The organism is Pseudomonas sp. PD9R (assembly GCF_019200975.1).
In the GTDB taxonomy this organism is placed as follows: domain Bacteria; phylum Pseudomonadota; class Gammaproteobacteria; order Pseudomonadales; family Pseudomonadaceae; genus Aquipseudomonas.
Genome location: NZ_JAHTMR010000011.1, coordinates 1 through 25,595 on the forward strand (window position 1 = coordinate 1; position 25,595 = coordinate 25,595).

The window sequence follows — 25,595 nt, forward strand, 5'->3', positions numbered from 1 at the left end:
CTAAAATCGGTTCAGCGCGCTTGCGTGCTGGCCTCTACATGCCAGGCCTGGTAGCGCTGCGGCATAACGAAGCGATCATTGCCATGAAAGATCGCCTGAAGGCCAACGGCAAGGCCCCCAAGCAGATCATCTGTGCTGCAATGCGTAAGCTGCTGCATTTCGTTTACGGGGTGCTCAAATCGGGACAACCATTTGACCCAAAACTTGCACTTGCCCGGTGAGAGTCAAGACGGTATCTACAGGTGAAGGCTCGCGCTTACATCCACCCGTACTCAGCCATGGACAGCGGATCGCCGTCACCGATGATGAAATGGTCGAGCACCCGCACATCGATCAGCTCCAGCGCCTTTTGCAGGCGCTTGGTCAGCACCCGATCGGCCTGGCTGGGATCGGTGTTGCCCGACGGGTGGTTGTGACAAAGGATCAGCGCCGCCGCGTTGTTGGCCAGTGCGCGCTTGACCACTTCTCGCGGATGAACGCTGGTGTTGTCGATGGAGCCGCGAAACAACGCCTCAAAGGTCAGCACCTGATGTTTCGAGTCCAGAAACAGGCAGCCGAATACCTCGTGTGGCTCGTGACGCAGCATGGCCTTCAGGTATTCACGTACCGCATGAGGGTTTTCCAGCACAGACCGGTGACGTAAACGCTCGGCCAAATGCCGCCGCCCCATCTCCAGCACGGCCTGCAATTGCGCGAACTTTGCCGGCCCTAGCCCCAGTTGCCGGCTGAACGTCGACTGATCGGCCTCCAGCAACGAACGCAGGCTGCCAAATTGACTCAGCAGATGCCGAGCCAGGTCGACCGCGCTTTTGCCAGACACGCCAGTTCTTAGAAAGATTGCCAGCAACTCGGCGTCTGAAAGGCTTGCCGAGCCCTGTTCCAGTAACTTCTCCCGTGGCCGCTCCGCCGCCGGCCAATCGCGAATACTCATAGCACCTCCCTGTCTGTGGGCGCCGCTGTTCCGTAGCGGTCGCTGTGATATCGTAGCCCATCTTTTTTGCGGGCGATTTCATCCCTGGGGAGGGGGTATCGCCATGCAGTCATCAACGAAATGAAAGGCAGACCTATGCAGCGGCTGTATCGGAAACGCATCGTTCTGGGCGTCGGCGGCGGCATCGCTGCCTACAAAAGCGCCGATCTGGTTCGCCGCCTGATCGACCAGGGCGCCGAAGTGCGCGTGGTCATGACCCGTGGCGGCAGTGAATTCATTACTCCGCTGACCATGCAGGCCCTGTCCGGCCACCCGGTTCACCTGGACCTGCTGGACCCAGCGGCCGAAGCGGCCATGGGCCACATCGAGCTGGCCAAGTGGGCCGACCTGGTGTTGATCGCGCCCGCCACCGCAGACCTGATCGCCCGTCTGGCCCAAGGTATTGCCGACGATCTGCTGACCACGCTGGTGCTCGCCACCGACGCGGTGGTCGCGGTTGCGCCAGCAATGAACCAGGCGATGTGGCGCGATCCGGCGACCCAGGCCAACCTGCAAACCCTCGAAGGCCGCGACATCAAAGCTTTCGGCCCGGCCTCCGGCAGCCAGGCCTGCGGCGATGTAGGTCTGGGCCGCATGCTCGAAGCCACCGAACTCGCTCAATGCGCGGCGGATTGTTTCCAGCGTCAGGCGCTGACCGGCAAGCACGTGCTGATTACCGCTGGCCCGACCCAGGAAAACATCGACCCGGTACGCTACATCACCAACCACAGTTCCGGGAAAATGGGCTTTGCCCTGGCCGAAGCTGCGGTGGAAGCCGGCGCTCGCGTAACCCTGATCACCGGCCCAGTGCACCTGCCGACCCCCGATCGCGTCACCCGTATCGATGTGGTCAGCGCCCGCGACATGCTCGCCGCCTGCGAAGCCGCGATACCCTGCGACCTGTTCATCGCCTCGGCAGCCGTCGCGGACTACCGCCCGGAAGTCGTCGCCCCACAAAAACTCAAGAAAGACCCTACGAGCGGCGACGGCTTGTTACTACAAATGGTGCGCAACCCGGACATCCTGGCCAGCATCGCCACACGCCCCGACCGTCCGTTCAGTGTCGGTTTCGCCGCCGAAACCGAACACCTGCTCGACTACGCTGCCCGCAAGTTGAAAGACAAGAACCTCGATTTGATCGTCGCCAACGACGTCGCCAACCCCAGTATTGGTTTCAACAGTGAAGAAAACGCCTGCAGTGTGATCGACCGTGAGCTTCACGCCACACTCTTCGCCCAGACCAGCAAGAGCAAGATTGCTCGCCAGCTGATCACTTTTATCGCCGAACGTCTGAACCAGGTTTAATTCACATGCACGCTTTGCAAGCCAAGATCCTCGACCCTCGCATCGGTACCGAATTCCCGCTGCCGCAGTACGCCACGCCTGGCTCCGCCGGCCTCGACCTGCGCGCCATGCTGGAAAAAGACACCGTCATCAAGCCGGGTGAAACCGTGTTGATCCCTACTGGTCTGTCGGTCTACATCGGTGATCCAAACCTGGCGGCGCTGATTCTGCCGCGCTCCGGCATGGGCCATAAGCACGGCATCGTGCTGGGCAACCTGGTCGGCTTGATCGACTCCGATTATCAGGGCCCGTTGATGGTTTCGTGCTGGAACCGTGGCCAGACCGAATTCACCATGCCGGTCGGCGAACGCCTTGCGCAACTGGTGCTGGTGCCGGTGGTGCAAGCGCATTTCGAGATGGTTGAAGAGTTCGTTGAAACCGAACGCGGCACTGGCGGTTTCGGCCATACCGGCACCAATTGATAACGCTGTATCCCCTGTAGGAGCTGCCGAAGGCTGCGATCTTTTGATCTTGTTTTTTAAAAATCAAAATCAAAAGATCGCAGCCTTCGGCCGCTCCTACAGGGCTCTCGTCACGAAATTGGAGGTGTGTCAGGGGTCGCAATGGCTGGCCAAAACCTCGCCATACGCAGTGTCATGGCCCTTTCATACCACGAACTCTCTGTGGAAATCGCCGTCATACCTTTCAGTTTGAGCCTGCCGGCGAATGATTTGCCGGCCTGTCCAGCCACTTTCGAGATGGAGCATTGCCACAGATGAGCACCCCAGCCCGCGTCGCCCCCAAGTTTCCCGCCAGCATCTTCCGTGCCTACGACATTCGCGGCACCGTCCCGGAATTTCTGAACGCTGAAACCGCTTACTGGCTTGGCCGCGCCATCGGTGCCCAGAGTCTGGCCCAGGATGAACCGAACGTTTCCGTGGGCCGCGACGGCCGCCTGTCCGGCCCGGAACTGGTGGAGCAACTGATTCAGGGCCTGGCCGACAGTGGTTGCCACGTCAGCGATGTCGGCCTGGTGCCAACCCCGGCGCTGTACTACGCCGCCAACGTTTTGGCAGGCAAATCCGGCGTCATGTTGACCGGCAGCCACAACCCGGCGAATTACAACGGCTTCAAGATCGTCATCGCTGGCGACACGCTGGCCAATGAACAGATCCAGGCCCTGCACGACCGCCTCAAGACCAACAACCTGAGCAGCGGCAAGGGCAGCATCACCAAGGTCGAGATCCTCGACCGCTACACCACCGAAATCGTCCAGGACATCAAGCTGGCCCGACGCCTGAAAGTCGTCGTGGACTGCGGCAACGGCGCGGCTGGCGTTATTGCTCCGCAACTGATCGAAGCGCTGAACTGCGAAGTCATCCCACTGTTCTGCGAGGTCGACGGCAATTTCCCGAATCACCACCCAGACCCGGGCAAGCCTGAAAACCTTGTGGACCTGATCGCCAAAGTCAAGGAAACCAACGCCGACATCGGTCTGGCCTTCGACGGCGACGGCGACCGCGTCGGCGTGGTGACCAACACCGGCAGCATCGTTTACCCGGACCGCCTGCTGATGCTGTTTGCCCGTGACGTGCTGGCGCGCAACCCTGGCGCGGAGATCATCTTCGACGTCAAATGCACCCGTCGCCTGGTCCCGCTGATCAAGGAATACGGCGGCCGGTCGCTAATGTGGAAGACGGGCCATTCGTTGATCAAAAAGAAAATGAAACAATCCGGCGCCCTGTTGGCCGGCGAAATGAGCGGGCACATCTTCTTCAAGGAGCGCTGGTTCGGTTTCGACGACGGCATTTACAGCGCCGCGCGGTTGCTGGAGATCCTCAGCAAGGAAGAATCCTCGGCGGAAGAGCTGTTCGCGACCTTCCCGAACGATATTTCTACGCCGGAAATCAATATCCATGTGACCGAAGAGAGCAAATTCAGCATCATTGATGCACTGCACGATGCGAAGTGGGGCGAAGGCGCTGACCTGACCACCATTGACGGCGTGCGAGTCGACTACGCAAAAGGCTGGGGCCTGGTTCGCGCGTCCAACACCACACCGGTGCTGGTGCTGCGTTTCGAGGCCGATGACGCGGCTGAATTGCAACGCATCAAGGACGTCTTCCACGTTCAGTTGAAGCGTGTTGCACCTGATCTCCAACTACCGTTTTGATTCATTGAAGCACCGGAGCCCTGAATGACCCTCGAACGCGATGCCGCCGCCAATACCGCCAAGGTCCTGTCCGAAGCGCTGCCTTACATCCGCCGCTATGTCGGCAAGACACTGGTGATCAAATACGGCGGCAACGCGATGGAAAGCGAGGAGCTGAAAACCGGCTTCGCCCGCGATATCGTCTTGATGAAAGCCGTGGGCATCAACCCCGTAGTGGTTCACGGTGGCGGCCCGCAGATCGGTGATTTGCTCAAGCGCCTGTCGATCGAAAGCCATTTCGTCGACGGCATGCGCGTCACCGACGCCGCGACCATGGACGTAGTGGAGATGGTCCTCGGCGGCCAGGTCAACAAGGACATCGTCAACCTGATCAACCGCCACGGCGGCAGCGCCATCGGCCTGACCGGTAAAGACGCCGAGCTGATTCGAGCGAAGAAGCTCACCGTCACCCGTCAGACGCCGGAAATGACGACCCCGGAAATCATCGACATCGGCCACGTCGGCGAAGTGGTCGGCATCAACACCGACCTGCTGAACCTGCTGGTCAAAGGCGGCTTCATCCCGGTGATCGCGCCAATCGGCGTCGGTGCCAACGGCGAGTCGTACAACATCAACGCTGACCTGGTGGCCGGTAAAGTTGCCGAGGCGCTGAAAGCTGAAAAGCTGATGCTGCTGACCAACATCGCCGGCCTGATGGACAAGTCGGGCACCGTCTTGACCGGCCTGAGCACCCAGCAGGTCGACGACCTGATCGCTGACGGCACGATTTACGGCGGCATGCTGCCGAAGATCCGTTGCGCACTGGAAGCGGTCCAGGGCGGCGTGGGCAGCTCGCTGATCATCGACGGTCGCGTACCTAACGCGATCCTGCTGGAAATCTTCACCGACACCGGTGTGGGCACCTTGATCAGCAATCGCAAGCGTCACTAAGCGATAGCGCACACAAAAAGACCCCGCTCAGCCTGGCTGAGCGGGGTCTTTTTTTGCCTGCATTCCATGTAGGAGCTGCCGAAGGCTGCGATCTTTTGACTTTGGCTCTTCTAAAACAAGATCAAAAGATCGCAGCCTGCGGCAGCTCCTACAGGGGGTTGCGGTTACACGCCGAATTGGGCGCGGTACGCTTCCACGGCCGGCAAATGCTGCTTGAGCTGAGGATCGTCAGCCAGGAATTCCAGCACCTGGTTCAGCGAAACAATGCTGATCACCGGAATGCCGAAATCGCGCTCCACTTCCTGGATCGCCGACAACTCGCCGTTACCGCGCTCCTGACGGTTCAAGGCGATCAGCACACCGGCGGCCTTGGCGCCGTCCTGGGAAGCGATGATCTGCATCACTTCGCGGATGGCGGTGCCAGCAGTGATCACGTCGTCGATGATCAGCACGTCACCGGTCAGCGGTGCACCGACCAGACTGCCGCCTTCGCCGTGGGCCTTGGCTTCCTTGCGGTTGAAGCACCATGGCAGGTCACGGTTGTGATGCTCGGCCAGTGCCACGGCGGTGGTCGCCGCCAAAGGGATGCCCTTGTAGGCCGGACCGAACAGCACGTCGAAGGAAATACCGCTCTCGACGATGGCTGCCGCGTAGAAACGACCCAGCTGCGCCAGGGCCGAACCCGAGTTGAACAGGCCCGCATTGAAGAAGTAAGGACTGGTACGCCCGGACTTCAGGGTGAACTCACCGAAGCGCAAAACGCCGCGATCGATGGCAAAACGAATGAAATCGCGCTGATACGCTTGCATGAAAAAAACCCCAAATACCACGGATTTAGCTAATTAGCTTGACGCCGTGTATCATACACGCACGCGATTTTTGGGGCCATTTATGCGGATCATCAGTGTGAACGTCAATGGTATTCAGGCTGCAGTCGAGCGTGGTTTGCTCAGTTGGCTGCAAGCACAGAATGCCGACGTCATCTGCCTGCAGGACACCCGCGCCTCCGCCTTTGAACTGGACGATCCAGCCTTCCAACTGGATGGATACTTCCTTTATGCCTGCGATGCCGAAGTCCCCGCCCAAGGTGGCGTGGCTTTGTATTCGCGGCTGCAACCGAAGGCTGTCATCAGCGGTCTCGGTTTCGAGACGGCCGACCGCTACGGGCGCTACCTGCAAGCCGATTTCGACAAGGTCAGCATCGCGACCTTGCTGCTCCCTTCGGGGCAGAACGGCGATGAAGACTTGAACCAGAAGTTCAAGCTAATGGACGATTTCGCCCGTTATCTGGATAAACAGCGGCGCAAACGTCGCGAGTACATTTACTGTGGCTCGCTGTACGTCGCGCAACAGAAGCTGGATATCAAGAACTGGCGCGACAGCCAGCAATCCCCGGGCTTCCTGGCACCTGAACGTGCCTGGATGGACGAGATTGTCGGCAACATGGGTTATGTCGATGCCCTGCGCGAAGTCAGCCGCGAAGGCGACCAGTACAGCTGGTGGCCGGATAACGAGCAGGCTGAGATGCTCAACTTAGGTTGGCGTTTCGACTACCAGTTGCTGACCCCGGGCCTGCGCCGCTTTGTACGCAGCGCACGTCTGCCACGCCAGCCGCGATTCTCGCAGCATGCACCGCTGATCGTGGACTATGACTGGACGCTGACCATCTAAAGATAGTCTCGCGGACAAAAAAAATGCCCGTATCGAAAGATACGGGCATTTTTTATGGCTGATTCAAAGACCGGGTAGCCCGAACCTCAAGCCGCGGCGAAAAACGGCAGCGCAAGGTACAGCTTGATCACAATGACATTAATGATGTCGATGAAAAAAGCGCCCACCATAGGCACCACCAGGAACGCTATCTGCGAAGGGCCGTAGCGCTGCGTTACCGCTTGCATATTAGCGATGGCCGTTGGCGTGGCACCCAGTCCAAAACCACAGTGTCCCGCCGCCAATACTGCCGCATCGTAGTTACTGCCCATCATTCTAAAGGTCACGAAAATCGCAAACAGCGCCATGACCAGCGTTTGTGCAGCCAGGATGATAAAGAAAGGCAAAGCCAGTGCAGCCAGATCCCACAACTTGAGCGACATCAGAGCGATCGCTAGAAACAGCGACAAACTGACATTCCCCAGCACTGAGACTTCACGTTCAAACACCTGATAAAGGCCAAGCGCTGAAAGCCCATTGCGCAACACCACACCGACGAACAGGACACAGACAAAGGTCGGCAACTCAAATGCGGTTCCATGCAGCAGACCATTTAACAGGGTTCCTGCCAGCAAACTGACCGCGATCAGTGCAAGCGTCTCGATAAACGAAAATGGCGTAATCGAACGCTCTTTGTTCGGTTGCTCAAAGCCCTTGGGCAGCCGTGGCTTTTCTCGTTCGCAACCGGGCGTCTGGACACGCTTGATAAGCAGTCGAGCGACCGGACCACCAATCAAACCGCCCAGCACCAGGCCAAACGTCGCTGAAGCCATCGCAAGTTCAGAAGCGGAAGCCAGACCGAATTTCTCGCTGAACGTCGCGCCCCACGCTGCTCCAGTGCCGTGGCCACCCGCCAACGAAATGGAACCTGTCAACAAGCCCATCAGCGGGTCGAGCCCCAACGCCGTTGCCAGCCCAATGCCCATCGCGTTCTGGACCAACAGAAGCCCGGTAACCGCCAATACAAAAATCCCGACGATGCGCCCACCCTTCTTCAGGCTGGCGAAGTCTGCGCTCAATCCGATGGTGGCAAAAAACGCTAACATCAAGGGCGTCTGCAGTGACGTATCAAAGCGGACTTCAATATCAAAGACTCGCAACGCCAAGAGAGCCAAAGCAACTACAAGGCCGCCTGCTACAGGCTCGGGAATATTGTAAGTGCGTAAGGAATTGATATTTGTGACAAGTCCGCGCCCAAGCAAAAGCACTAAAGAGGCGGCAACAAGGGTTCCATAGAAGTCGAGCTGAAGCATCGGGATATTCTTGAATATACATTCAGAGGCGAACTCTTTACCTGGCCTCGCCTCTTGAACAGGTTGAATTCTCTCAACACTGATTGGATTTAAATTCAAGGGCCGTCAATGGCCTGAACGTATCGAAATATTTCTTGAAAGATATGACGCCGGGCAACTTTAACAATCACCCAGTCTTATTGCCAAGCATCCATCAGCTATTGAACATTGCAGTTGTGACTAAACATGTAGAGATATTTTTTATATTAAAAAAATGCCCCGACAAGTCGGGGCATTTTATTGTTACTTGATCAGCCGCCACGTGAAAGGGTACCGGTAAGGCACACCTTCATTGGCTTTCACGCCTGCGATTATCGTCAGCACCAACGCACCGATCGCGATCAGGCCAAACAGAAAGAAACCGATAATCACCAACATCAGCAGGAAGCAAATGGCCGAGGCAATGGCGACGGTGATCTGAAAATTCAGCGCCTCCTTGCCTTGAGCATCGACGAACGGGTCCATATCGCGCTTCATCTGCCAGAGAATCAAGGGGCCGATCAGCGTACCGAACGGAATCCAGATTCCCAGTAAGGCGGACAAGTGACAAAACATCGCCCACTGCCGAACCTCTTTGCCCGGGGTGGGGAGCAGCTGTTGTTCGTCACTCATGGCGTCCTCCTTGCGCGAAACAATCCGATCAGTCAGCCAGCGCAGCCTTTTGCAGTTCGAAGATTTCGTTCATGCCTTTTTTCGCCAGCTCCAGCATGGCGTTCAGCTCTTCCGGCTGGAACGGCGCGCCTTCGGCCGTGCCCTGGACTTCGATGAAGCCGCCAGTGCTGGTCATCACCACGTTCAGGTCGGTCTCGGCAGCCGAGTCTTCCAGGTAGTCGAGGTCAAGCACTGGCTCGCCCTGGTACATGCCGACCGAAACGGCACCGATCATTTGCTTGAGCGGGTCGCCGCCTTTCAGGCCGCCGCGCTTCTTGATCACTTTCAAGGCATCGACCAGCGCAACCATGGCGCCAGTGATGGACGCGGTACGGGTACCGCCATCGGCCTGGATCACATCGCAGTCGACGTACAGGGTGACGTCGCCCAGTTTGGACATGTCCAGCGCCGCGCGCAGGGAACGACCGATCAGGCGCTGGATTTCCAAAGTACGGCCGCCTTGTTTGCCACGGCTCGCTTCACGCTGGTTACGCTCGCCAGTGGCGCGCGGCAGCATGCCGTATTCGGCAGTCAACCAACCCTGGCCCTGGCCCTTGAGGAAGCGCGGCACGCCATTTTCAACGCTGACGGTGCAGATGACTTTGGTATCACCGAACTCCACCAGTACAGATCCCTCGGCGTGTTTGGTGTAGTTGCGGGTAATGCGGATCGAGCGGAGCTGATCGGCAACGCGACCACTTGGACGTTTCATAAGGGCTACCTGTACGGGGACGGAAAACTGCGGAGCATTATAGAGCCGACGGCCACGACTGGGCACTTCTAAAAAAATCCTCCGACGACCGAAGGCTCTGCACAGCCCGCTGCCGACGACCTGCAGCCGTTTGTCACACCGTGTGTTTGGGCGCATCCATGCCACTGCGCTACAATCCTGCGCCTTTGCTGCCAGTCGGCTTTAATTCATTGATATCGGATTGCCGGAACGTCAGTTCCGCGCCGATCCGCATTGCGAGGTACCCCCATGGTGCACAGCATGACCGCCTTCGCCCGCGTTGAAAAAGCAGGCGTCCAGGGCACCCTGAGCTGGGAACTGCGATCGGTCAACAGCCGTTACCTGGAACCGCACCTGCGCCTGCCGGAGTCCTTTCGCGACCTCGAAGGCGCCGTTCGCGAAGCCCTGCGCCAAGGCGTGTCCCGAGGCAAGCTCGAATGCACCCTGCGCTTCACCGAAGAGAGCACGGGCAAACCGCTGCAAGTGGATCAGGCGCGCGCCGCACAACTGGTTGCCGCCGCCGAGACGATTGCCAGCCTGATCAAGAATCCGGCAGCGCTGAATCCACTCGAAGTCCTGGCCTGGCCTGGTGTGCTGGTGGGCGACGCGTCCGACCCGCAAGCCCTGAACGCCGAGGCGCTAGCGCTGTTCAACCAGGGTTTGAAAGAACTCAAGGCCGGCCGTGAGCGCGAAGGCGCGGAATTGGCGCGGTTGATCAACGAGCGCCTGACCTCCATTGAAGAGGACGTGGTGACCCTGCGCGAACTCGTTCCGCAAATGCTCGCCACCCAGCGCCAGAAAGTCCTCGACCGCTTCGCCGACATGAAGGCCGAGATGGACCCGCAGCGCCTGGAGCAGGAAATGGTCATGCTCGCGCAAAAAAGCGACGTCGCCGAAGAACTGGATCGCCTGAGCACCCACATCATTGAAGTTCGCCGGGTGCTCAAGTCCGGTGGCGCTGCCGGGCGGCGCCTGGACTTCCTGATGCAGGAGCTCAACCGCGAAGCCAACACACTGGGCTCCAAAGCCTTCGACCCGCGCAGCACCCAGGCTGCGGTCAACCTCAAGGTGTTGATCGAGCAGATGCGCGAACAAGTGCAGAATATTGAGTAAGGCAAATCCGACATGACCCACAGCACTGGCACCCTGTACATCATTTCCGCCCCTTCGGGCGCGGGCAAGAGCAGCCTGGTCAAGGCCCTGACCGACGCTGATCAGGAGATCCGCGTCTCGGTCTCCCACACCACGCGCGCCATGCGCCCCGGTGAAGAGAACGGCGTGAACTATCACTTCGTCGAGCGCAGCGACTTCGTGAAGATGATCGAACATGGCGATTTCCTTGAGCGCGCCGAGGTGTTCGGCAATCTCTATGGCACTTCGCAAAGCCACCTGCAACAGACCCTGGACGAAGGTCACGACCTGATTCTGGAAATCGACTGGCAGGGTGCCGAGCAGGTGCGCAAGTTGATGCCCCAGGCCCGCTCGATATTCATCCTGCCGCCATCCCTGCAAGCCTTGCATCAGCGTCTGACCAACCGTGGCCAGGACAGTGACGAGATCATTGACGGCCGGATGCGTGAAGCGGTCAGCGAGATGAGCCACTACGTCGACTATGACTACCTGATCATCAACGACAATTTCGCCCACGCGCTGGACGATCTGAAGGCGATTTTCCGTGCCAATCAGCTGCATCAGAAGCGTCAGCAGCAGCGTAACGGCAAATTGCTGGCTGAATTGCTGGGTTGATTCGCTCTTCCCAAAACCGCTGCAAGGGCTTTACATTGGTGCTTACAGCGCGTTGAAGGGCTTGATCAAAAAATCAGCGCTTCCCTAATCGCTGGTGATTTTTTAAACTGTTGAGTCCGCTCGCCCAACCGGGCAGCGCGCATATTGCATTCGCTCCGAGGAATACCATGGCCCGCGTAACCGTTGAAGACTGCCTAGAACACGTGGAAAACCGCTTTGAGCTGGTCATGCTCTCTACCAAGCGTGCCCGTCAACTGGCCACCGGTGGCAAAGAGCCGCTGGTTCAGTGGGAAAACGACAAGCCTACCGTTGTAGCGCTGCGTGAAATCGCTGAAGGCCTGATGAGCTACGAGTTCATTGCCAATGCTGAAATCGTCGAAGACGAACCGCTGTTCGCAGCGTTCGAGGACGAGTCCAACGAGGCCGTCTAAGCCTATGCCTGGTCGACGTAGCACGGCGCGGGGTCACAGCGAACGGCAGGAGTCATCATGCCGAGCATAGACGCCCTCGCCGATCGCTTATCGACCTACCTCGGCAAAGACCAGGTCAACCTGGTCCGCCGAGCGTACTTCTACGCCGAACAAGCTCACGATGGCCAACGCCGCCGTAGCGGCGAGGCGTACGTCACGCACCCACTCGCGGTTGCGAATATTCTTGCCGACATGCATATGGACCATCAGAGCCTGATGGCGGCCATGCTGCATGACGTGATCGAAGACACCGGGATTGCCAAGGAAGCGCTGCAAGCGCAGTTCGGCGAAACCGTGGCCGAACTGGTCGACGGGGTCAGCAAACTGACCCAGATGAACTTCGAGACCAAGGCTGAAGCCCAGGCTGAAAACTTCCAGAAAATGGCCATGGCCATGGCGCGCGACATTCGCGTAATCCTGGTCAAACTGGCCGACCGCCTGCACAACATGCGCACGCTGGAAGTGCTGTCCGGCGAAAAACGCCGGCGCATCGCCAAGGAAACCCTGGAAATCTATGCACCCATCGCCAACCGGCTGGGCATGCACGCCATCCGCATAGAGTTCGAAGACCTCGGCTTCAAGGCCATGCACCCGATGCGTTCCGCGCGGATCTACCAGGCGGTCAAGCGCGCCCGGGGTAACCGCAAGGAAATCGTCAACAAGATCGAAGAGTCCCTGAGCCACTGCTTGGCGATTGATGAAATCCAGGGCGAGGTCAGCGGGCGCCAGAAACACCTTTATGGCATTTACAAGAAAATGCGCGGTAAGCGTCGGGCCTTCAACGAGATCATGGACGTCTATGCGTTCCGGATCATCGTCGACAAGGTCGACACTTGCTACCGCGTCCTGGGCGCTGTACATAATTTGTACAAACCGTTGCCGGGGCGCTTCAAGGATTACATTGCGATCCCCAAGGCCAACGGCTATCAGTCGCTGCACACCACGCTGTTCGGCATGCACGGTGTTCCGATCGAGATTCAGATCCGCACCCGTGAAATGGAAGAGATGGCCAACAACGGCATCGCCGCCCATTGGCTGTACAAATCCAGTGGCGACGAGCAGCCAAAAGGCACTCACGCCCGCGCCCGCCAGTGGGTCAAAGGCGTGCTGGAAATGCAGCAGCGCGCCGGCAACTCGCTGGAATTCATCGAAAGCGTGAAGATCGACCTGTTCCCGGACGAGGTCTACGTGTTCACGCCCAAAGGCCGGATTATGGAACTGCCCAAAGGCTCCACGGCCGTCGACTTCGCTTACGCGGTGCACACTGATGTGGGCAACAGCTGCATTGCCTGTCGGATCAATCGTCGCCTCGCACCGCTGTCCGAACCGCTGCAAAGCGGCTCCACGGTCGAGATCGTCAGCGCCCCCGGCGCACGGCCGAACCCCGCATGGCTCAACTTCGTGGTCACCGGCAAGGCGCGCACACACATCCGCCATGCGCTGAAGCTGCAACGCCGCTCCGAGTCCATCAGCCTGGGCGAGCGCCTGCTGAACAAAGTCCTCAACGGCTTCGACAGCTCGCTGGAAAAAATCCCGGCCGAGCGCGTCAAGGCGATGCTCACCGAGTACCGCCTGGAACTGATCGAAGACCTGCTGGAAGACATCGGCCTGGGCAATCGCATGGCCTATGTAGTGGCCCGCCGGCTGCTCGGCGAAGGCGAACAGCTGCCGAGCCCTGAAGGTCCTCTGGCGATTCGCGGCACCGAAGGCCTGGTACTCAGCTACGCCAAATGCTGCACGCCGATTCCGGGGGACCCGATTGTCGGGCACCTGTCTGCGGGCAAAGGCATGGTGGTGCACCTGGATAACTGCCGCAACATCAGCGAAATCCGCCACAACCCGGAAAAATGCATCCAGCTCTCGTGGGCCAAGGACGTCACCGGCGAATTCAACGTCGAGCTACGCGTCGAGCTGGAACACCAGCGCGGCCTGATCGCCCTGCTGGCCAGCAGCGTCAACGCGGCCGACGGCAACATCGAGAAAATCAGCATGGACGAACGCGATGGTCGCATTAGCGTGGTTCAACTGGTGGTCAGCGTGCACGACCGCGTGCACCTGGCCCGCGTGATCAAGAAACTGCGCGCCCTGACCGGGGTGATCCGCATCACCCGCATGCGCGCCTAAACCACCAATTACAAGGAGTCATACATGACCAAGACTGTTATCACCAGCGACAAGGCCCCGGCCGCCATCGGCACTTACTCCCAGGCGATCAAGGCTGGCAACACCGTTTACATGTCGGGTCAAATTCCTCTGGACCCAAAAACCATGGAACTGGTTGAAGGCTTCGAAGCCCAGACCGTCCAGGTCTTCGAGAACCTCAAAGCCGTGGCTGAAGCCGCCGGCGGTTCGTTCAAGGACATCGTCAAACTGAACATCTTCCTCACCGACCTGAGCCACTTCGCCAAGGTCAACGAGATCATGGGCAAGTACTTCGATCAGCCCTACCCAGCCCGCGCCGCCATCGGCGTAGCAGCCCTGCCAAAGGGTTCGCAGGTTGAAATGGATGCCATCCTGGTCATCGAGTAATGCGTCTGGCGCAGCCTCCGGGCTGCGCCGATTGCTCTGCTGTAAAGAAAGTTTGAAAGGATTCCACCATGCGCAAAGCGCTCGTTCTCTCGCTGCTCGCCCTATTCCTGGGCGGATGTGCCAGCAACCCTGCCGACCGTGATATCAGCGGCACCTGGATCAACCAGGTGGCAATTGATGCTGCGTCCAAAGGCGTTCCCCTGCGCGAAGCGCTCCAGGCCTATGGCCCGAACCTGGAATGGGACGTCAACACCAAGGCCAGTCAGGCCCGCTACACCAACGGTTTTGAAAATGTCGAAGGCAAGCTGCTGGGCGAAGAATCCGGGGCCTGGAAGGTCGAGATCTATGGCAGCGCCGGCAGCCAGCTGAAGCGCAACGGCAAGCAGTTGAGCCAGACCGCAACTGAGAATGAGCCAGCACAAGTCTTCGATCGCGCGTTGATCCCGGTACCGGATGGCGCACCGATCGGCGCCAGTTTCGAACGCGCGCTGTATTCGGCCTACATGGGTGGCAGCTGGAAAATCGTCAGCGGTCCCGGCGAAGGCAATACCGTGCAGTTCCAGGCCGATGGCCAGGTGACCGGTTTGCCGAATACGGATCGCTACGCACTTTGCCTGGCTGGCGATTGTGCTTCGATGAGTGGCGGCAACGACAACATGTGGCTGCAACTCAACGGCCAAGGAAACGCCTGGATCTTTGCACGCAAAGGCAAAGAGCTGGAGATTTTCCAGACTGTGAACACGGCGCAGGCAGACGAAATGCCTCAGTTCACCCCTGGCGATCGCAAGTGGGTGCTGGAAAAACAATGAACCACTGAAAAGATCGCAGCCTTCGGTAGCTCCTACATTGGGATGGCGTACATCCTGTAGTAGCTGCCGGAGGCTGCGATCTTTTGATTTCAGCGCCCCTCAAGAATCGCTGCGTAACCTTCACGAAAGCTAGGATACTTCGGCACCCAACCCAACGCCTTCGCCCGCGCATTACTGCAACGCTTACTGCCGGTGCGGCGCACGCTGGCATCTTCTGCCCAGTCGGTCACGCCCAGATAATCGCGCAACCAGCCCACCACATCCGCCAGCGCTGCCGGCTCATCATCGACACCGATATAGACATCATCCAGCGCCACACCACGCTCGCTCGCCTCAAGCAGGCATGCCATCAGCCCTGCAGCGTCGTCGGCATGGATGCGGTTGGCGTATAACGGCGGGTCGATAACCACGCGATAACCCCGACGAACCTGAGTCAGCAACCACTCACGTCCCGGCCCATAAATACCGGTCAACCGTACAATGCTGGCCGGGATTCCGCTGTTAAGGGCAATCTGCTCGGCTTCGAGCATCACTTGGCCGGAATAACCGGCCGCCACCGCCGGCGACGTCTCATCAATCCACTCGCCATTTTGCTGGCCGTAGACGCTGCTGCTGGAAACGAACAGCAGACGCTTGGGCGCTTGTCCGTAGTCATTCAGCCACTCCAGCACGTGTCGCAAACCCTGGACATAGGCTGCGCGGTAACCGGCCTCGTCGTGATCGGTGGCAGCGGCGCAATACACCAGATAATCCACCGCACCAATGGGCCAGGTCTGCGGGCACTCTTTATCGAACAAGTCGCCGGCAATGCCAATCACGCCTTTGGGCAGACGCGAGACATCACGGCGCAGGCCATGAACTTCCCATCCAAAAGCCAACAATTGCGTAGCCAGGCGACTACCGACATCGCCGCAACCGGCGATCAGAACAGATGGCGCGGACATCAAAAAACTCCCCTCGGAAATGGGCAGACTAGCGCTGGCAATGGACGAGCGGCTAGCAATGCAGGAAAAAAAGAGACTCTATTACTTCTGTTAACAAGAATTACTTGCAATAATGCACGCCACTTTGTTCTCGGCCTCGCGAGGCCTGGAAGAACATTAACCGTCTTTTCCTCTCAGGTCCGGCCCAGCATGACACGCAATCAACTCTCCGCTTCGCCAACCAAACGACCTCGCGCCTGGAGCGCGGTGGCCGCCCTGCTGCTCAGCGTGATGCTGGCTCCGACGGCCGCATTCGCTGACGCACAAGCGCCAGCCGCACCCGCTGCCGCCACCGCACCTGCCCCAGCCGATCATGCTTCCCCGGTCGTAACGCCGGTGGCAACCGATCCAGCGCAGGCCCATGAGACCGTCGGCGAAGACGCTCCTGAAGTCCTCGAAGCCGACAACACCCTGGGCATGGCCCATGACCTGTCGCCGTGGGGCATGTACCAGAACGCCGACATTATCGTCAAAATCGTGATGATCGGTCTGGCCATTGCTTCGATCATCACCTGGACCATCTGGATCGCCAAAGGCATGGAGCTGATGGGTGCCAAGCGTCGTCTGCGCACTGAAATCGTCCACCTGAAAAAAGCCACCACGCTTAAAGAAGCCAGCGCTTCGGCGACCAAGGCCGGCACCCTCGCCAACCTGCTGGTCCACGATGCACTGGAAGAAATGCGTCTGTCGACCAACACCCGCGAAAAAGAAGGCATCAAGGAACGTGTTGCCTTCCGTCTTGAGCGCCTTGTGGCTGCTTGCGGTCGCAACATGAGCAGCGGCACCGGCGTGCTGGCCACCATCGGTTCCACCGCACCGTTCGTCGGCCTGTTCGGTACCGTGTGGGGCATCATGAACAGCTTCATCGGCATCGCCAAAACCCAGACCACCAACCTCGCCGTCGTGGCACCCGGCATTGCCGAAGCCTTGTTGGCGACTGCGCTGGGCCTGGTTGCAGCGATCCCTGCGGTAGTGATCTACAACGTGTTTGCCCGCTCCATCGCCGGCTACAAGGCGCAAGTGTCGGACGCGTCTGCAGAAGTCCTGCTGCTGGTCAGCCGCGACCTCGATCACCAGCCTGAGCGCAGCTCGCAACCGCACATGGTGAAAGTGGGGTAATCGGCCATGGGCCTGCATTTGAAAGAAGGCGCAGACGACGATCTGGCCGAGAACCACGAAATCAACGTTACGCCGTTCATCGACGTGATGCTGGTGCTGTTGATCATTTTCATGGTGGCGGCCCCGCTGGCCACCGTGGACATCAAGGTCGATCTGCCCGCGTCCACCGCCAAACCGGCACCGCGGCCAGAGAAACCGGTGTTCCTCAGCGTAAAAGCTGACCAACGCCTGTTCCTCGGCGAAGACGAAGTGAAGGCCGAAGCACTCGGCGCCACGCTCGACGCCAAGACCCAGGGCAAAAAAGACACGACGATCTTTTTCCAGGCCGATAAAGGCGTGGATTACGGTGACCTGATGAGCGTGATGGACAACCTTCGCGCCGCTGGTTACCTGAAGGTGGGTCTGGTCGGTCTCGAGTCGGTCAAGAAATGATCACGACGCGCCATAAGCTGACGCGTTACAGCGGTAGCCTGGCCGTGGTGCTGGGCGTTCACGCGCTGGCCATCGCGCTGGCGCTGAACTGGACCGCCCGCCCGCCCATCGAGTTGCCACCCCAGGCAATGATGGTCGAGCTGGCACCGGTTCCAGCCCCGCCACCGCCTGCACCGCCGAAAGTCGTCACACCGCCGCAGCCGCCCGCTCCGGTTGAAGAACTGCCGATACCGAAACTCGCCGAAGCGCCGAAGGCCGAGATCGCCGTACCGAAACCGGTCAAACCCAAGCCGAAGCCTCAACCGCCCAAGCCTGTTGAGAAAAAGCCCGATCCGCCGAAGGAAAAACCGTCCGAAGCGAAACCGAGCGAAGCCCCACCGACCCCGGCGCAGACGGAGAAATCCGCTCAGCCCGCTCCGGGACCATCGGCAGCTCAGGTGGCTGCCAAGGCCAGCTGGCAAGGCACACTGCTGGCACACCTGCAAAAGTACAAAAAGTACCCGGCCAGTGCGCAGGCCCGCGGCAAGCAGGGCATGAACCGTCTGCGCTTCGTGGTGGATGCTGAAGGCAACGTGTTGTCGTTTGAACTGGTGGGAGCCTCGGGCACTGCCGATCTGGACCGGGCCACGCTGGACATGATCCGCCGCGCCCAACCGCTGCCCAAACCACCGGCTGACATGCTGACCAACGGCACCATCGAAATCGTTGCACCCTTTGTTTACTCGCTGGAAAAAGCCCGGCGCTAAACAGCAGAAGATCAAAAGATCGCAGCCTGCGGCAGCTCCTGCATTAATCCCGTGTAGGAGCTGCCGCAGGCTGCGATCTTTTTTGCCTTTTGCATTGCCTGGTGTCACGCGACACACACAGTCTGATAACGTGCGTCTATCGATTGCAGCCGGTATGCTCGACCCGCAACTTCATGGACGCTTGCTATGACCCTCACAGAATTACGCTACATCGTTACCCTCGCCCAAGAGCAGCATTTCGGCCACGCGGCCGAGCGTTGCCACGTCAGCCAGCCGACCCTGTCGGTGGGCGTGAAAAAGCTTGAAGACGAACTCGGTGTGCTGATTTTCGAGCGCAGCAAAAGCGCCGTGCGCCTGACTCCGGTTGGCGAAGGCATTGTGGCCCAGGCGCAAAAAGTGCTGGAGCAGGCCCAAGGCATCCGCGAACTGGCCCAGGCTGGCAAAAACCAGCTGACCGCACCGCTGAAAGTCGGCGCGATCTATACCGTCGGCCCGTACCTGTTTCCACACCTGATCCCGCAACTGCACCGGGTCGCCCCGCAGATGCCGTTGTACATCGAAGAAAACTTCACCCACATCCTGCGTGACAAGCTGCGCAACGGCGAACTGGACGCGATCATCATCGCCCTGCCGTTCAACGAAGCCGACGTGCTGACCCTGCAACTCTACGACGAACCGTTCTACGTCCTGATGCCGGCTCAACACCCGTGGACGCAAAAAGAAACCATCGACGCCAGTCTGCTCAATGACAAGAGCCTGCTGCTGCTTGGCGAAGGCCACTGCTTCCGCGATCAAGTGCTGGAAGCCTGCCCAACGCTGACCAAAGGCAACGACGGCGCCAAGCACACCACGGTGGAATCCAGCTCGCTGGAAACCATTCGCCACATGGTTGCCTCCGGTCTCGGTATTTCGATCCTGCCGCTGTCGGCGGTCGACAGCCATCACTACGCTCCCGGTGTGATCGAAGTGCGGCCGCTGTCGCCACCGGTGCCGTTCCGCACCGTGGCCATCGCCTGGCGTGCGAGCTTCCCACGTCCGAAGGCCATTGAAATTCTCGCTGACTCCATTCGCCTGTGCTCGGTGGCCAAGCCATCAGCGCCGGTGGTGGCTGGCTAAGCACGCGTCATGAGCGAGTTGTCGCAAGTGTCGGTAACGGCACTCAAGGGTGTCGGCGAGGCCATGGCCGAGAAGCTGGCCAAGGTCGGCCTGGAAAATCTTCAGGACGTGTTGTTTCACCTGCCTCTGCGTTATCAGGACCGCACTCGCGTGGTTCCGATTGGCGCACTGCGCCCAGGGCAAGACGCCGTGATCGAAGGCACCGTCAGCGGCGCCGACGTGGTCATGGGCCGTCGACGCAGCCTGGTCGTGCGCCTGCAGGACGGCACCGGCGGGCTCAGCCTGCGCTTCTACCATTTCAGCAACGCACAGAAAGAAGGCCTCAAACGCGGCACGCGGATTCGCTGCTACGGCGAAGCACGGCCCGGTGCCTCGGGGCTGGAAATCTACCACCCGGAATACCGCGCCATCACCGGCGATGAGCCGCCGCCCGTGGATGAAACCCTGACCCCGGTGTATCCGCTCACCGAAGGCCTGACGCAGCAGCGACTACGCCAACTGTGCATGCAAACCCTGACCTTGCTCGGCCCCAGCAGCCTGCCTGACTGGCTGCCGAAGGAACTCGCCCGCGACTACCAACTGGCACCGCTGGCCGATGCGATCCGCTACTTGCACAACCCGCCCGCCGATGCCGATGTCGATGAACTCGCCCTCGGTCATCACTGGGCGCAGCATCGGCTGGCCTTCGAAGAACTGCTGACCCATCAACTGTCTCAGCAACGCCTGCGCGAAAGCATGCGTTCGCTGCGCGCGCCGGCGATGCCCAAAGCGACCAGGTTGCCAGCGAAGTACCTCGCCAACCTGGGCTTCGCACCGACCGGCGCGCAGCAACGGGTGGGCAACGAAATCGCCTACGACCTCAGTCAGCACGAACCGATGTTGCGGCTGATTCAGGGCGACGTCGGCGCGGGTAAAACCGTGGTCGCGGCCCTGGCCGCGCTGCAAGCACTGGAGGCTGGTTATCAGGTCGCGCTGATGGCGCCCACCGAGATTCTCGCCGAGCAGCACTTCATTACCTTCAAGCGCTGGCTTGAACCGCTGGGCATTGAAGTCGCGTGGCTGGCTGGCAAGCTCAAGGGCAAGAACCGCGTGGCCGCGCTGGAGCAAATCGCCAGTGGCACGCCGATGGTGGTTGGCACCCACGCGCTGTTCCAGGACGAAGTGCAGTTCAAGAACCTGGCACTGGTGATCATCGATGAACAACACCGTTTCGGCGTGCAACAGCGCCTGGCGCTGCGGCAAAAAGGTGTCGGCGGACGCATGTGCCCGCATCAACTGATCATGACCGCCACGCCCATTCCGCGCACGCTGGCCATGAGCGCCTACGCCGACCTCGACACCTCGATCCTCGATGAATTGCCGCCCGGCCGAACCCCGGTGAACACCGTACTGATCACCGACACCCGGCGCGTTGAAGTCATCGAACGGGTGCGCGGTGCTTGTGCCGAAGGGCGTCAGGCCTATTGGGTGTGCACGCTGATTGAAGAGTCCGAAGAGCTGACCTGCCAGGCCGCCGAAACCACTTATGAAGACCTCACCGCCGCCCTCGGCGAGCTGAAGGTCGGGCTGATCCACGGTCGCATGAAGCCCGTCGAAAAAGCCGCGGTGATGGCCGAATTCAAGGCCGGTAACTTGCAGCTGCTGGTCGCCACCACTGTGATCGAAGTCGGCGTGGACGTGCCTAACGCCAGCCTGATGATCATCGAAAACCCTGAACGCCTGGGCCTGGCGCAATTGCACCAGCTGCGCGGTCGCGTTGGCCGAGGCAGCGCCGCCAGCCATTGTGTGCTGCTCTACCATCCGCCGTTGTCGCAGATCGGCCGTCAGCGGCTGGGCATCATGCGTGAAACCAACGATGGCTTTGTCATCGCCGAAAAAGACCTCGAACTGCGCGGCCCCGGCGAAATGCTCGGCACGCGGCAAACCGGCCTGCTTCAATTCAAAGTCGCCGACCTGATGCGTGACGCCGATTTGCTACCCGCCGTGCGTGACGCCGCGCAAGCCTTGCTGGAACGCTGGCCGGATCATGTCAGCCCATTACTGGATCGTTGGTTGCGCCATGGGCAGCAATACGGCCAAGTGTGAGCACCGTCTCAGTTTCTGATCCATGGTTTTGAGCAAGCTGGTTATACTCGTGCAATTGTTTTAGAACGGATACAGACCATGACCGAAGTTGCCCTCGCACCCGCCACCCCGCACGCTCCGTCGGTTATTCGGCTGTTGCTGGGCAAAATGGGCATTGCCTACGAAGAAGTGCTCGACCACCACGGCTTGAACCCGGCGCGCAAGGTTCAGGCCGTTCTGCTCGATGACGCCGTCGGCGCGCTGATGGTGCTGTTTCCGCAAAGCCAATTGCTCGACCTCAATCGCCTCACCGAACTCACCGGTCGCCGCCTCACCGCCGTGCCGACCGATCGCCTGGTAAAGATGCTCGGCAAGCACAACCTGAGCCTGTTGCCCGGCCTGCCGTCACTGACCAGTTCGCCGTGCCTGTATGAAGAAAGCCTGCTGCGTGAACCCAAGGTGCTGGTCAACTCGGGCGAGCCGGGCGTGTTGCTGGAAATCACCAGCGAAGCCTTCAAATCCATGCTGAACAAAGCCAGTGCCGCCAACTTCGGCGAAGAGCTGACCAGCATCCGCCCGAACCTCGACCGCCCCGACGACGACGGCAAAGAAATCACCCAGGCCGTTCAAGCGTTCACCGCACGGCGTATCCAGCAACGCCTGGAAGCGACCATCGAGATTCCGCCGCTGGCCGAAACCGCGCAGAAGATCATCAAGCTGCGCGTCGACCCTAACGCCACCATCGACGACATCACCGGCGTGGTCGAAACCGACCCGGCGCTGGCCGCGCAAGTGGTGAGTTGGGCGGCGTCCCCGTACTACGCCTCGCCGGGCAAGATTCGTTCGGTGGAAGACGCCATCGTGCGGGTGCTGGGTTTCGACCTGGTGATCAACCTGGCCCTGGGCCTGGCCCTGGGCAAAACCCTGAGCCTGCCCAAAGACCACCCGCAACACAGCACGCCGTACTGGCAGCAATCGATCTACACCGCCGCCGTCATCGAAGGCCTGACCCGCGCCATGCCGCGCACCCAGCGCCCGGAAGCCGGCCTGACCTACCTCGCCGGCCTGCTGCACAACTTCGGCTACCTGCTGCTGGCCCACGTGTTCCCGCCGCACTTCTCGCTGATCTGCCGTCACCTGGAGGTCAACCCGCACCTGTGCCACAGCTACATCGAGCAACACCTGCTGGGCATCAGCCGCGAACAGATTGGCGCGTGGTTGATGCGCTACTGGGACATGCCCGATGAACTGGCCACCGCGCTGCGTTTCCAGCACGACCCACACTACGACGGTGCCTACGCCGAGTACCCGAACCTCGTGTGCCTGACCGTGCGTTTGCTGCGCAGCCGCGGCATCGGTTCCGGCCCCGACGAAGACATCCCAGACGCCCTGCTGGAACGCCTGGGCCTGACCCGCGAAAAAGCCAACGACGTGGTCAGCAAAGTGCTTGAAGCTGAGGTGCTGCTGCGCGAACTCGCCTCGCAATTTACTCAGGCCTGAAAAGCTTCGCAGGCAAGCCTCGCTCCTACAGAATTACACCATCCTGTAGGAGCGAGGCTTGCCCGCGATGAATCCAACCCGGTCCAAACTTTCCACAGATCTTAATATCACCCCAGATATCGCACGGCATAGCTTCTAAGCGGCCGGGCCGCAAGCACGACAATTTTATTATTACCCGTCAACAGACTGCTTTTGGCACTCAATACCCCACTTTGGTCAAAGACGACCCAGCCTTTATCTCCAAACGTCGGATCCAGAGAGCCGTCGAGTTCATAACGCGCAGCCACTAAATAACCACTACTGTCACCCGAGCCAGACACCAATATCTTTCTTTCCTGCAGCACCAGGGTTGAAAAGAGCAGATCAATCAAAAACGTGGCGTACAAAGGTCGCCCTTTATTGAAAATGAGATTGAAGCTCCCATTAGGATTAAGAACGGCAATCAAACCTTCCTTTTCAGCGCCTCTTCCCGACTCACCAGCGGCAACAATCAGACCGTCAGTATTGACCACTATGGAGTTAATAATGGACGTTCGCCCATCATTGCCATTGGGGATTATTACTGTTCCGCGATCGCCGAAAGAAATATCGGCCTGCCCATTCTGTTCATAACGGTTTAGAAAAGCCGTTTTGCGCAAGCCGGTACTTTCGACGAATCCTCCACCCACCAGTACACCATCGCCGTGGACGACCAATGAGGTGAGGAAAATGTTAGGACTACCCTCCATCAGTGGAATCAACACATAACCACCATTGAAGCTGATATCGCGCGAGCCATCTTCATTGAGACGAAACACGGCGGCCTCAAACCCTCTTTTTTCAGAATAGAAATTAACGGATATATAGATTTTGCCGTTCAGCCTGGAGACTGCCTGCAGATTGCCGGCAAAAAAAACAGCATCTACGACTTCTTTGATTTCCTCTATACGAATCGTGGCCATACCCGCCTCTGCGAAAGAAGCATCCGCTTTACCGTCTTCCAACAGTCGGCATACATACCTTCTGGTAGGGGCCACACCGGCTTCATAACCAGACAGCAGATAGTTGCCGTTTTCCAACACTTCAATGTGGTTTGCCATCATGTGATAGCCCGCAACAGGGACCTCAATTACACCATCGTTCCCAAACGATGGATCAACAGTTCCATTTTCGGTTAACCGCCTCACTGTCAACGGCTCTTGCAGGCTTCTGCCTGTAAAGGCGATAAGCTTGTTATCTGGCAGAACGGCAATTGAAGGCGTTCCGTTCGGTAGTGCTACAACACCGTCGTTACCGAAAGACGGGTCGAGAGTACCTGATGAGCTCATTGCTCCCAGCTGATTCATGAGCGTGCTCCATGGTGTGTTTGCAAAAAAGTTCGATGGACATCGGATCCATTTGGGCACGCTACCGAACAATTGAACAACTGACAGGAATGACAGTTGTCTTGTCTTCGCAAGACACATCAGTTGCGTATTGAGCCGTCCTATAACGCGGAAGTTTTAACTACTAATCAGCAGACAGTGAACGTAAACATACTGGCCAGCAGTTAATCGCTGCACATCGAACCTTGGATTTAACCTTGTATGACTTCAAATACTTGGTCAACCCCTGGAACCAGATCACCAGCGCCAGGTTGGCCCCAACGAAGATATCCCCCGACACCTGCTGGAGCGCCCGGCCTGACCCGCGAAAAAGCCAACGACGTGGTCAGCAAAGTGCTTGAAGCTAAGGTGCTGCTGCGCGAACTCGCCTTGCAATTTACCCAGGCCTAAACGCATCGCGGGCAAGCCTCGCTCCTAAAGGATTACACCATCCTGTAGGAGCGAGGCTTGCCCGCGATGAATCCAACCCGGTCTAGTCGACCAAATTCAAACCTTGGCCTTCGCCTTCTTCGGCTTCAAATACTTGGTCAACCCCTGGAACCAGATCACCAGCGCCGGGTTGCCCTTGATCTGAATCGACTTTTCTTGAATCCCCGTCATGAACGCAAGTTGCTTATTCTTCGCCTGCATCGTGGCAAAGCCATACGCGGCATCCTTAAAAGCAATCGCAAACGCAGGCTCGGCATATACACCGGCCTTGCTGGTAATGCGCTGATCCTTCACGCGGAAATGCCGCGCCACTTTCCCGTCCAGGGTTTGTAGTTGGAACACCAATTCCTTATCGCCCAACTGCTGCTGAAACGCAGGATTGGTGCGGCTGGCCTTGCCCATCAATAAACCCAGCATCCACAGCAGAAAACGAAATCTCATGCGCAAGCCTTAATAGAAAAATGAACGACTGGCGCAGTGTAGCGACTTGGGAGGGGAACGCCACTGGCGAGTTGCGTTAGAAGAAGATGGTGTTGTTTTTGACGCTG

24 protein-coding genes and 2 pseudogenes are annotated in these 25,595 nt (G+C 59.0%); 18 read left to right on the forward strand and 8 right to left on the reverse strand.

The annotated features are described in order from the left end of the window. A pseudogene (locus KUF73_RS20295) lies at positions 1-221 on the forward strand (IS110 family transposase); the annotation flags it as partial. A gap of 35 nt (positions 222-256) precedes the next feature. On the opposite strand, the gene radC reads toward KUF73_RS20295, so the two are convergent. Next, a complete protein-coding gene (gene radC / locus KUF73_RS20300; protein ID WP_218439828.1) occupies positions 257-931 on the reverse strand; it encodes a DNA repair protein RadC in 675 nt (224 codons plus the stop codon). A 135-nt stretch (positions 932-1,066) separates the two neighbouring features. On the opposite strand from radC, the gene coaBC reads away from it, so the two are divergent. The 4 genes and pseudogenes from coaBC to argB all read left to right on the forward strand — a co-directional run bounded on the left by coaBC (position 1,067) and on the right by argB (position 5,357). Continuing rightward, the gene (gene coaBC, locus KUF73_RS20305) at positions 1,067-2,275 is read left to right on the forward strand and encodes a bifunctional phosphopantothenoylcysteine decarboxylase/phosphopantothenate--cysteine ligase CoaBC (protein ID WP_218440009.1); all 1,209 of its coding nucleotides are present in this window, start codon (positions 1,067-1,069) and stop codon (positions 2,273-2,275) included. Positions 2,276-2,280: 5 nt separating this feature from the next. Then, a complete protein-coding gene (dut, locus tag KUF73_RS20310; RefSeq protein ID WP_218439829.1) occupies positions 2,281-2,736 on the forward strand; it encodes a dUTP diphosphatase in 456 nt (151 codons plus the stop codon). A gap of 287 nt (positions 2,737-3,023) precedes the next feature. After that, positions 3,024-4,427 (forward strand): annotated as a pseudogene (locus KUF73_RS20315) (phosphomannomutase/phosphoglucomutase); the annotation flags it as partial. Between the two features lie 24 nt (positions 4,428-4,451). Continuing rightward, positions 4,452-5,357, forward strand: coding sequence for an acetylglutamate kinase (argB, locus tag KUF73_RS20320; RefSeq protein WP_218439831.1), 906 nt, complete (start codon positions 4,452-4,454; stop codon positions 5,355-5,357). A 164-nt stretch (positions 5,358-5,521) separates the two neighbouring features. Here argB and pyrE read toward each other — a convergent pair whose 3' ends face one another. Continuing rightward, positions 5,522-6,166 carry an orotate phosphoribosyltransferase gene (gene pyrE, locus KUF73_RS20325; protein ID WP_150638147.1) on the reverse strand — a complete coding sequence of 215 codons (645 nt, stop codon included), beginning with the start codon at positions 6,164-6,166 and terminating at the stop codon, positions 5,522-5,524. 82 nt (positions 6,167-6,248) lie between these two features. Here pyrE and KUF73_RS20330 point away from each other — a divergent pair, with 82 nt between their 5' ends. Then, positions 6,249-7,028, forward strand: coding sequence for an exodeoxyribonuclease III (locus KUF73_RS20330; RefSeq protein WP_003176915.1), 780 nt, complete (start codon positions 6,249-6,251; stop codon positions 7,026-7,028). Positions 7,029-7,114: 86 nt separating this feature from the next. Here KUF73_RS20330 and gltS read toward each other — a convergent pair whose 3' ends face one another. The 3 genes from gltS to rph form a co-directional block, all read right to left on the reverse strand. Beyond that, positions 7,115-8,320, reverse strand: coding sequence for a sodium/glutamate symporter (gene gltS / locus KUF73_RS20335; RefSeq protein WP_218439832.1), 1,206 nt, complete (start codon positions 8,318-8,320; stop codon positions 7,115-7,117). Positions 8,321-8,602: 282 nt separating this feature from the next. Further along, entirely contained in the window at positions 8,603-8,971 is a 369-nt protein-coding gene (locus KUF73_RS20340) for a DUF4870 domain-containing protein (protein WP_218439833.1), read from the reverse strand. Positions 8,972-8,999: 28 nt separating this feature from the next. Continuing rightward, positions 9,000-9,722 (reverse strand): ribonuclease PH, encoded by a 723-nt coding sequence (gene rph / locus KUF73_RS20345; RefSeq protein ID WP_218439834.1) that lies wholly within the window; start codon positions 9,720-9,722, stop codon positions 9,000-9,002. Positions 9,723-9,989: 267 nt separating this feature from the next. Between rph and KUF73_RS20350 the strand changes: the two genes are divergently transcribed. From KUF73_RS20350 to KUF73_RS20375, 6 genes are all read left to right on the forward strand, one after another. Beyond that, positions 9,990-10,853: a YicC/YloC family endoribonuclease gene (locus KUF73_RS20350; RefSeq protein WP_218439835.1), complete on the forward strand. Its 864-nt coding sequence runs from the start codon at positions 9,990-9,992 to the stop codon at positions 10,851-10,853. 12 nt (positions 10,854-10,865) lie between these two features. Continuing rightward, the gene (gene gmk, locus KUF73_RS20355; protein ID WP_218439836.1) at positions 10,866-11,486 is read left to right on the forward strand and encodes a guanylate kinase; all 621 of its coding nucleotides are present in this window, start codon (positions 10,866-10,868) and stop codon (positions 11,484-11,486) included. A 167-nt stretch (positions 11,487-11,653) separates the two neighbouring features. Next, a complete protein-coding gene (gene rpoZ, locus KUF73_RS20360; RefSeq protein ID WP_003177259.1) occupies positions 11,654-11,917 on the forward strand; it encodes a DNA-directed RNA polymerase subunit omega in 264 nt (87 codons plus the stop codon). Between the two features lie 57 nt (positions 11,918-11,974). After that, positions 11,975-14,080, forward strand: coding sequence for a bifunctional GTP diphosphokinase/guanosine-3',5'-bis pyrophosphate 3'-pyrophosphohydrolase (spoT, locus tag KUF73_RS20365; RefSeq protein ID WP_218439837.1), 2,106 nt, complete (start codon positions 11,975-11,977; stop codon positions 14,078-14,080). Between the two features lie 24 nt (positions 14,081-14,104). Beyond that, positions 14,105-14,485 (forward strand): RidA family protein, encoded by a 381-nt coding sequence (locus KUF73_RS20370; protein WP_003229509.1) that lies wholly within the window; start codon positions 14,105-14,107, stop codon positions 14,483-14,485. Positions 14,486-14,553: 68 nt separating this feature from the next. Next, positions 14,554-15,294, forward strand: coding sequence for a hypothetical protein (locus KUF73_RS20375; RefSeq protein ID WP_218439838.1), 741 nt, complete (start codon positions 14,554-14,556; stop codon positions 15,292-15,294). A gap of 89 nt (positions 15,295-15,383) precedes the next feature. Here KUF73_RS20375 and KUF73_RS20380 read toward each other — a convergent pair whose 3' ends face one another. Then, positions 15,384-16,238: an SDR family oxidoreductase gene (locus KUF73_RS20380; protein ID WP_218439839.1), complete on the reverse strand. Its 855-nt coding sequence runs from the start codon at positions 16,236-16,238 to the stop codon at positions 15,384-15,386. Between the two features lie 189 nt (positions 16,239-16,427). On the opposite strand from KUF73_RS20380, the gene exbB reads away from it, so the two are divergent. The 6 genes from exbB to KUF73_RS20410 all read left to right on the forward strand — a co-directional run bounded on the left by exbB (position 16,428) and on the right by KUF73_RS20410 (position 23,254). After that, entirely contained in the window at positions 16,428-17,396 is a 969-nt protein-coding gene (gene exbB, locus KUF73_RS20385) for a tonB-system energizer ExbB (protein ID WP_218439840.1), read from the forward strand. A 6-nt stretch (positions 17,397-17,402) separates the two neighbouring features. Then, a complete protein-coding gene (gene exbD / locus KUF73_RS20390) occupies positions 17,403-17,828 on the forward strand; it encodes a TonB system transport protein ExbD (RefSeq protein ID WP_218439841.1) in 426 nt (141 codons plus the stop codon). Continuing rightward, entirely contained in the window at positions 17,825-18,574 is a 750-nt protein-coding gene (locus tag KUF73_RS20395; RefSeq protein WP_218439842.1) for an energy transducer TonB, read from the forward strand. The genes exbD and KUF73_RS20395 overlap by 4 nt, the downstream gene beginning before the upstream one ends. Before the next feature lie 186 nt (positions 18,575-18,760). Continuing rightward, on the forward strand, positions 18,761-19,690 hold the full coding sequence (locus KUF73_RS20400; RefSeq protein WP_218439843.1) for a hydrogen peroxide-inducible genes activator: 930 nt from the start codon (positions 18,761-18,763) through the stop codon (positions 19,688-19,690). Positions 19,691-19,699: 9 nt separating this feature from the next. After that, entirely contained in the window at positions 19,700-21,775 is a 2,076-nt protein-coding gene (gene recG / locus KUF73_RS20405) for an ATP-dependent DNA helicase RecG (protein ID WP_218439844.1), read from the forward strand. Positions 21,776-21,853: 78 nt separating this feature from the next. Then, positions 21,854-23,254 carry an aminoacyl-tRNA deacylase and HDOD domain-containing protein gene (locus KUF73_RS20410; RefSeq protein ID WP_218439845.1) on the forward strand — a complete coding sequence of 467 codons (1,401 nt, stop codon included), beginning with the start codon at positions 21,854-21,856 and terminating at the stop codon, positions 23,252-23,254. Positions 23,255-23,361: 107 nt separating this feature from the next. On the opposite strand, the gene KUF73_RS20415 is transcribed toward KUF73_RS20410, so the two are convergent. Together KUF73_RS20415 and KUF73_RS20420 are read right to left on the reverse strand one after the other, a co-directional pair. After that, positions 23,362-24,579, reverse strand: coding sequence for a hypothetical protein (locus KUF73_RS20415; RefSeq protein WP_218439846.1), 1,218 nt, complete (start codon positions 24,577-24,579; stop codon positions 23,362-23,364). 525 nt (positions 24,580-25,104) lie between these two features. Next, complete coding sequence (locus tag KUF73_RS20420; protein WP_218439847.1) at positions 25,105-25,488, reverse strand: helicase; 384 nt, start codon at positions 25,486-25,488, stop codon at positions 25,105-25,107. Positions 25,489-25,595 lie beyond the last annotated feature (107 nt).